This window comes from Streptacidiphilus pinicola (assembly GCF_003258295.1).
In the GTDB taxonomy this organism is placed as follows: domain Bacteria; phylum Actinomycetota; class Actinomycetes; order Streptomycetales; family Streptomycetaceae; genus Streptacidiphilus; species Streptacidiphilus pinicola.
This window is the reverse complement of record NZ_QKYN01000229.1, coordinates 1-6,554: the sequence shown is the minus strand read 5'-3', so window position 1 is coordinate 6,554 and position 6,554 is coordinate 1. Positions and strand designations below refer to the sequence as shown.

5 protein-coding genes and 3 pseudogenes are annotated in these 6,554 nt (G+C 72.6%); 7 read left to right on the top strand and 1 reads right to left on the bottom strand.

Annotated features, from left to right (window positions below):
• The 7 genes and pseudogenes from DN069_RS38030 to DN069_RS38000 form a co-directional block, all read left to right on the top strand.
• Positions 1–277, top strand: a pseudogene (locus DN069_RS38030) (hypothetical protein); the annotation flags it as partial.
• Between the two features lie 75 nt (positions 278–352).
• On the top strand, positions 353–790 hold the full coding sequence (locus DN069_RS38025; RefSeq protein WP_111507815.1) for a phage tail protein: 438 nt from the start codon (positions 353–355) through the stop codon (positions 788–790).
• Positions 791–1,510 carry a CIS tube protein gene (locus tag DN069_RS38020; RefSeq protein ID WP_111507814.1) on the top strand — a complete coding sequence of 240 codons (720 nt, stop codon included), beginning with the start codon at positions 791–793 and terminating at the stop codon, positions 1,508–1,510.
• Positions 1,510–3,387, top strand: coding sequence for a VgrG-related protein (locus DN069_RS38015; protein ID WP_111507813.1), 1,878 nt, complete (start codon positions 1,510–1,512; stop codon positions 3,385–3,387). Before DN069_RS38020 ends, DN069_RS38015 begins: the two co-directional genes overlap by 1 nt.
• 16 nt (positions 3,388–3,403) lie before the next feature.
• The gene (locus DN069_RS38010) at positions 3,404–3,862 is read left to right on the top strand and encodes a GPW/gp25 family protein (RefSeq protein ID WP_111507812.1); all 459 of its coding nucleotides are present in this window, start codon (positions 3,404–3,406) and stop codon (positions 3,860–3,862) included.
• Positions 3,862–5,835, top strand: coding sequence for a putative baseplate assembly protein (locus DN069_RS38005; RefSeq protein ID WP_111507811.1), 1,974 nt, complete (start codon positions 3,862–3,864; stop codon positions 5,833–5,835). Before DN069_RS38010 ends, DN069_RS38005 begins: the two co-directional genes overlap by 1 nt.
• Positions 5,832–6,311 (top strand): annotated as a pseudogene (locus DN069_RS38000) (phage tail protein); the annotation flags it as partial. The gene DN069_RS38005 and the pseudogene DN069_RS38000, both read left to right, overlap by 4 nt.
• Here DN069_RS38000 and DN069_RS42210 read toward each other — a convergent pair.
• Positions 6,294–6,410, bottom strand: a pseudogene (locus DN069_RS42210) (phage tail protein); the annotation flags it as partial. The pseudogenes DN069_RS38000 and DN069_RS42210 sit on opposite strands and share 18 nt — an antisense overlap.
• Between the last annotated feature and the right edge of the window lie 144 nt (positions 6,411–6,554).

Here is a 6,554-nt window from a genome sequence, read left to right as displayed (position 1 = left end):
GCCCCGCCCCGCCGAGCCACGGGTCACTCCCGTCACGGCCCCCGCCCAGACGGGTACCACCCGCTACAGCGCGCCGGTCGGCGGCAGCACCGCGCCGCCCCCGAACACCCGGTACGACCCCGAGAAGATCACCGAAGCCTTCGACGCCCGGATGCTTCAGGAAGGCCAGCTCGACGAGCTGACCCACCGTCTGATCGGCCCGCTGGCACGCCTGCTGCGCATGGAGCTCCGGTTCGACCGCGAGCGCGTCGGCAGGCTCCGCGACAACCGACGCTGACAACCGACGCTGACCGGACCCGACCGGCCGACTCAGACCCCGCACCACCCGATCCGCCCGCAGGAAGGCCGCTCGATGCCCCAGGAACTGGACCCCGGCTCCACCATCTTCTTCCACCTGACCATCGACGGTGAGAGCCTGGGCACCTTCAACACCTGTGAGGGCCTGTCCTCCTCCGTGGAGATCCACCAGCACCAGGAGGGCGGCAACAACGGCTTCGTCTGGCAGCTGCCCTCCCGCGTGACGTTCTCCAACATCACCCTCACCCGCCCGCTGACGCCCGACACGTCCAAGGTCGCGGCCTGGATCAGCTCGGTCACCACCGGCATCCACCGGCCCACGGCGCAGATCGCCGCCCTCCGCGCGGACGGCTCGTTGGTCGCCCGCTGGGGTCTGATCGACGTGCTGCCGGTCAACTGGCGTGGGCCGTCGCTGAATCCGGAGAGCCCGGCGGTGGCCACCGAGACGCTGGAGATCACGCACCACGGGTTCACGGATGCGGGGGCGGCGTAGATGGCGGGCAGCGGCGGGGCCGGCAAGAGCCTGGTCCGCGCGACGATCGCGATCCACGAGCCGCCGCTCGGCGGCGGGACTTCGCCGGGCGGGCTGATCAGCACCTTCAGCTTCGACTTCAACCCCTCCCAGCTGCAGATCAGCCGCCGGGCCACCTGGAAGTCGACCACCACGCCGGGTCATCACGACGGCCCGGTCCCGGAGTACATGGGGCCGGACCCGCGCGAGCTGTCGGTGGAGATCTTCCTGGACCGTTCGCAGACCCCGGACAGCAACGAGGTGCGCAAGAACGTCGAGTCGCTCTTCTCCTGCTGCGAGACGACCGCGTCCAGCATCGCGGCCAACAAGCCGTCCACGCCGTGGGTGATCTTCCAGTGGGGGGCCTTCTCCACCGCGCGGTTCAACGCCTACGTGACCTCGGTGGACGCGACGTACACCCTGTTCAGCACCACGGGCGTGCCGATCCGCGCCACCTGCCACGTCCAACTGCGCGAGGTGCCGGGCCAGACCGCGGGACAGAACCCCACCTCCGGTGCGCTCACCGCCCGACGCGTGCATCGGGTCGTCGCGGGCGATTCGCTCCAGTCCCTGGCGTGGCGCGAGTACGGCGACGCGACCGCCTGGCGGGCCATCGCGGAGGCCAACGGGATCGACGACCCCGCCCAACTGCGGCCCGGCGCAGCCCTGATGCTGCCCGCCGCCGAAGAGGTCGGTCGCTGATGCCCGAGTTCAGCTACTCCAACATCCTCCACGTCGAGATCGGCGGCACGAAGCTGACCGACGCCGTCGCCCGCCACCTGGTCGGCGGCTGGATCGACTTCGCCGCGGGCGTGCCCGGCGCGTTCGAGCTGACCTTCCGCGACCACGAGCGGCTGGTGCTGCGCGACACCGGCGCCAAGCTCGGCAGCAAGGTGGTGCTGGCTCCGGTCTCGGACGGCAAGGGCGCCCAGTCGCCGCTGCTCACCGGGGAGATCACCGCCCTGGAGAGCGACTACGACAACACCGGCAGCTTCACCGTGGTACGCGGCTACGACCTCGGCCACCGGATGCTGCGGCAGCACCGGGTGCAGGCCTACCGCAACATGACCGCCTCCGACATCGCGCGGCGGCTGTGCGCGAAGGACGGCGTGCCGGTCGGCAGCATCCATGCCACCACCACCGTCTACGACTTCGTCACTCAGCCCAACATCACCGACTGGGACTTCCTCGGCCGCCTCGCGGACGAGAACGACATGGTGATGTCCCTCAGCCCGCGCGGGACCTTCCAGTTCGTCAAGCGCGAGTCAGCCGCGGGGGCGCCGCCGGTGAGCGCCGACACCGACCCGCTGGTGCTGAAGGCGTTCAAGGACATCCTGCGCTGCCGGGCCGCCGTCACCTCCGCCGACCAGGTCAGCGAGGCCGTCGCCCGGGGCTGGGACGTGACGGCCAAGAAGACCCTGGTCTCCCGGGAACCCGCGGTGGACAACCCGGCCATCGCCATCGGCGTCACCCCGGCCGCCGCCGTCTCCGCCTTCGGCGAGGCCACGCGCGTCGAGACGGACGTTCCCTACGACACCCAGACCGAGGTGCACAACGCCGCGTCGTCCCTGGCGGACGACATCACCGCCTCCTTCGCCGAGTTGGAGGTGACCGTCCGAGGCAACCCGAAGCTGCGGCCCGGCACCCCCGTCGCGCTGGCCGCCGTGGGTGAGCCCTTCGAGGGCAAGTACACCGTGACCGGCGCCCGGCACAGCTTCGGCGACGGCCGCCACTACGAGGTCCAACTGACCGTCAGCGGACGGCAGTGGCGGTCCCTCTACGGCCTCGCCTCCGGTGGCGGCGGGGGTTCGCCCCGGCTGCCGGGCGTCGCCAACGCCGTGGTGACGGACATCAAGGACCCGCTCAAGCAGGGCCGGGTCAAGCTGCGCTTCCCCTGGCTGGACGACACCTACGTCAGCGACTGGACCCGCAGCATGCAGTTCGGCGGCACCGGCGGCGGCGGCCTGATCGGCTTCGACGTGGACGACGAGGTGCTGGTCGCCTTCGACCGTGGCGCGTTGGACCACCCCTACGTCATCGGCGGCCTCTACAACGGCAAGGACCAGCCCGGCCGGGGCGACGTCCAGCCGTACGACGGCACCAGCGGCAAGAGCGTGCGGCACACCCTCGCCGACCGCAGCGGCAACCGCCTCGACCTGCTCGACCAGCGCCTCGGCACCAAGCGGGGCGTGCGGCTGCGGACCGGCGACGACCGGCTGACCATCAATCTGGACCGCACCGAGACCGAGATCACCGTGGACAGCGCGGGCGGCGTCAGCATCAAGGGCGGCACCTCGGTCTCCGTCAAGGCGGGCGCCAGCCTGTCGCTGGAGGCCGGCGCGGACCTCTCGGTCAAGGCCGGCGGTGTCGTCAGCATCGAGTCGATGGGCGCGGTCAGCGTCCGGGGCACGGCGGTGGCCGTGAACGCCCTCGGCGCGCTGGAGCTGAACGCGATCGGCGCGGCGGTGCTCGCCGGTGAGGGATCCCTCGCGCTCACCTCGCCGCTGAACGTGGACATCGCCGGGGTCAACGTCGCCATGGTCGGCGTGGTCACCGCCAACGGATTGCCGGTGGTCTGATGGCAGAGGTGAGCTGATGGCAGAACAGTTCGTCGGCAGCGGCTGGGCGTTCCCGATGCGGATCAGTCCCACCGGCGGCATCGCCCTCGTCAGCGGGGAGCGCGAGATCGAGGAGGCCATGCGGCTGGTCCTGGCCACCGCGCCCGGGGAGCGGCCGATGCGGCCCGAATTCGGCTGCGCCATCCACGACATGGTCTTCGCCCCCGTCAACGAGGCCACCGCGGGCCGGATCCAGCACGAGGTCCTGGTCAGCCTCGACCGCTGGGAGCCGCGCATCGACGTCGAGGACGTCGAGGTGACCGCCGGCGACGACCAGGCGGTGCTCTACATCGACGTCCGCTACTCGATCCGCGGCACCAACAACCCGCGCAGCCTCGTCTTCCCCTTCTACGTCATCCCCGACCACGACGACCTGGCCGGGGACTCCCCGGACCATCGACCGACGCGACGACCGTCCACCGAAAGCGACCGCTGATGGCACTGCCCTCGCCCAACCTCGACGACCGCCGCTTCCAGCAGTTCGTCGACGACGCCAAGCGCTACATCCAGCAGCGTGCCCCCGAGTGGACCGACCACAACGTGTCCGACCCGGGCGTCACGCTGGTGGAGACGGTCGCCCACATGGCGGACCAGATCGTCTACCGGCTCAACCGTGTGCCGGAGAAGAACCACCTGGCTTTCCTCGACCTCATCGGCATCACGCTGTTCCCGCCGTCCGCCGCGCGGGCCCAGGTCACCTTCTGGCTCTCCGCGCCGTTGGACGAGCCGGTCCGGCTGCCGGTGGGTACCGAGGCCGCGACCGCGCGCACCGAGACCGAGGAGGCGGTGGTCTTCGCCACCGAGCGCGAACTCACGGTCGTCCCCTCCAGGTTGGCGTTCCTGGTGGTGCAGCGGAACGGTGAGCCGACCGTCGACCGCACCTCGGACCTGGCCGAGGAGAAGGACGTGATGTGCTTCGCCGAGGCCCCGCGCCCCGGCGACAGCATGCTGATCGGGCTCAGCGCCGCCGTGCCGCACTGTGCGGTGGCGCTCACCCTGGACAGCCGGGTCGACGGCGTCGGCGTGGACCCCCGGCAGCCCCCGCTGGTCTGGGAGGCCTGGACCGAGGACGGTTGGGCCGAGTGCGAGGTCGACCGCGACGGCACCGGCGGTCTCAACCGCCCCGGCGAGGTCGTGCTGCACGTCCCCGGCGGGCACGTCGTCTCCCGCACCGGGCGGCGCGAGGCCGGCTGGCTACGCTGCCGGGTCACCGAGCCCCACCCCGACCAGCCCTTCTACACCACCTCGCCCACCGTGCGCCGCGCCGAGGCGTTCACCATCGGCGGCACCACCGGCGCCGTCCACGCCGAGACGGTCCGCGACGAACTGCTGGGCGAGTCCACCGGGCTGCCCGGCCAGCGGCTGCGGCTCGCCCACGCGCCGGTCGTCGGCGACGTCCCGCCGCTGCGCCTCCAGGTCGGCGGCGAGGACGGCTGGGCCGACTGGGAAGCCGTCGCCCACTTCGCAGCCTCCGGCCCCGAGGACCGGCACTTCACCCTCGACGCCGCCACCGGCGAGATCGCCTTCGGCCCGGCCGTGCGCGAGAGCGACGGCAGCCTGCGCCAGTACGGCGCGGTGCCGCCCAAGGGCGCGGCCATCCGGGCGCGGCAGTACCGCACCGGCGGGGGCCGCGCGGGCAATGTCGCCCGCGGCACCATCCAGGTGCTGCGCAGCAGTGTTCCCTACGTGGCGGAGGTGGTGAACCGCGAGGCCGCCGGCGGCGGCGTCGACGGCGAGACCGTCGAGGAGGCCAAGTCCCGCGCTCCGATCACGCTGCGCGCTCAGGACCGCGCCGTCACCCTGCGCGACTACGAGGAGTTGGCGAGGCGCGCCGCGCCGGAGACCGCCCGGATCACCTGCCTGGAGGGCGAGCCCGACCAGCACGGCGCCCACGCGGTGCGGGTCCTGGTCGTCCCGCAGGCGGTGCCGGATCCCGGCGGCCGCCTCCGCTTCGAGCAACTCGTCCCGGGCGACGCGCTGTTGGAACGCATCACCGGCTACCTCGACGAGCGGCGGCTGATCGGTACCCGGCTCGCCGTCGGCCCGCCGTTCTACCAGGGCGTCACCGTCGTCGCCACGCTGCACGCCTTCCGCGGCGCCGACACCGACCGGGTCCGGCGGCAGGTCCACGACGCGCTCTACCGCCACCTCGACCCGCTGGTCGGCGGCGCGTTGGGGACCGGCTGGCCCTTCGGCCGACCGGTGCAGTCCGGCGAGATCTTCGCCGTGCTGCAGCGGGTGCCCGGCGTCGAGCTCGTCGACCAGGTGCTGTTGCACCCGGCCGACCCGCTCACCGGCAAGCGCGGCGATGCCACCGACCGGATCGACCTCGACGCGCCCTCCCTGGTCTTCTCCTTCGACCACCGGGTGCGGGTTGTGGGCGGCACAGGTTCAGGGGAGGGCTCGTGAGGGGCTCCGTCGACGGGCTCGGCTCCTCCGCGCCGCTTTCGGAGATGCTTCCGGCGGTCTTCGCCGAGGACGACCTGGCCCAGCGTTTCGTCGCCGGCCTGGACGAGGTGCTGGCCCCGCTGCACAACGTCCTGGACTGCCTGGACTCGTACTTCAGCCCCGCGCTGGCCCCGGCCGACTTCGTCCGCTGGCTCGCCGACTGGGTCGGCGCCGAGGTGGACGGCACCGAGGAGGAGACGCTGCTGCGCGCGGCGGTCGCCGCGGCGGCGCGCCTCCACCGGATCCGCGGCACCCGCCGCGGCCTTGCCGAGGCGGTGCGCCTCGCCTTCGGCGTCGAACCGGAGATCACCGAGAGCGGCGGCGTGGCCTGGGACGCCCGCCCGCTCGGCCCCGTGCCGGGCGAGCGCCGTCCCCGCCTGCACGTCACCCTCGCGCTGCCCCGCCCCACCCCCCTGGACCAGCACCTCGTCCAGGCCGGCGACGAAACGCGGGGCCAGGTCGTCCTCCGCGAAGACCGCCGGAAGCATCTCCGAAAGCGGCGCGGAGGAGCCGAGCCCGTCGACGGAGCCCCTCACGAGCCCTCCCCTGAACCTGTGCCGCCCACCACCCGCTCCCGGTGGTCCAAGGATAAGACCAGGGAGGGCGCGCCCAGCTCGCTCCGGCCGGTGGCATCGCCCCCCTTGCCGGTGGGCCGGTCCGCCGTGGGCAACGGCACCGCG

Coding starts and splice junctions, on each gene's coding strand:
- DN069_RS38025 (WP_111507815.1), top strand. CDS start 353: ATGCCCCAGGAACTGGACCCCGGCTCCACCATCTTCTTCCACCTGACC.
- DN069_RS38020 (WP_111507814.1), top strand. CDS start 791: ATGGCGGGCAGCGGCGGGGCCGGCAAGAGCCTGGTCCGCGCGACGATC.
- DN069_RS38015 (WP_111507813.1), top strand. CDS start 1,510: ATGCCCGAGTTCAGCTACTCCAACATCCTCCACGTCGAGATCGGCGGC.
- DN069_RS38010 (WP_111507812.1), top strand. CDS start 3,404: ATGGCAGAACAGTTCGTCGGCAGCGGCTGGGCGTTCCCGATGCGGATC.
- DN069_RS38005 (WP_111507811.1), top strand. CDS start 3,862: ATGGCACTGCCCTCGCCCAACCTCGACGACCGCCGCTTCCAGCAGTTC.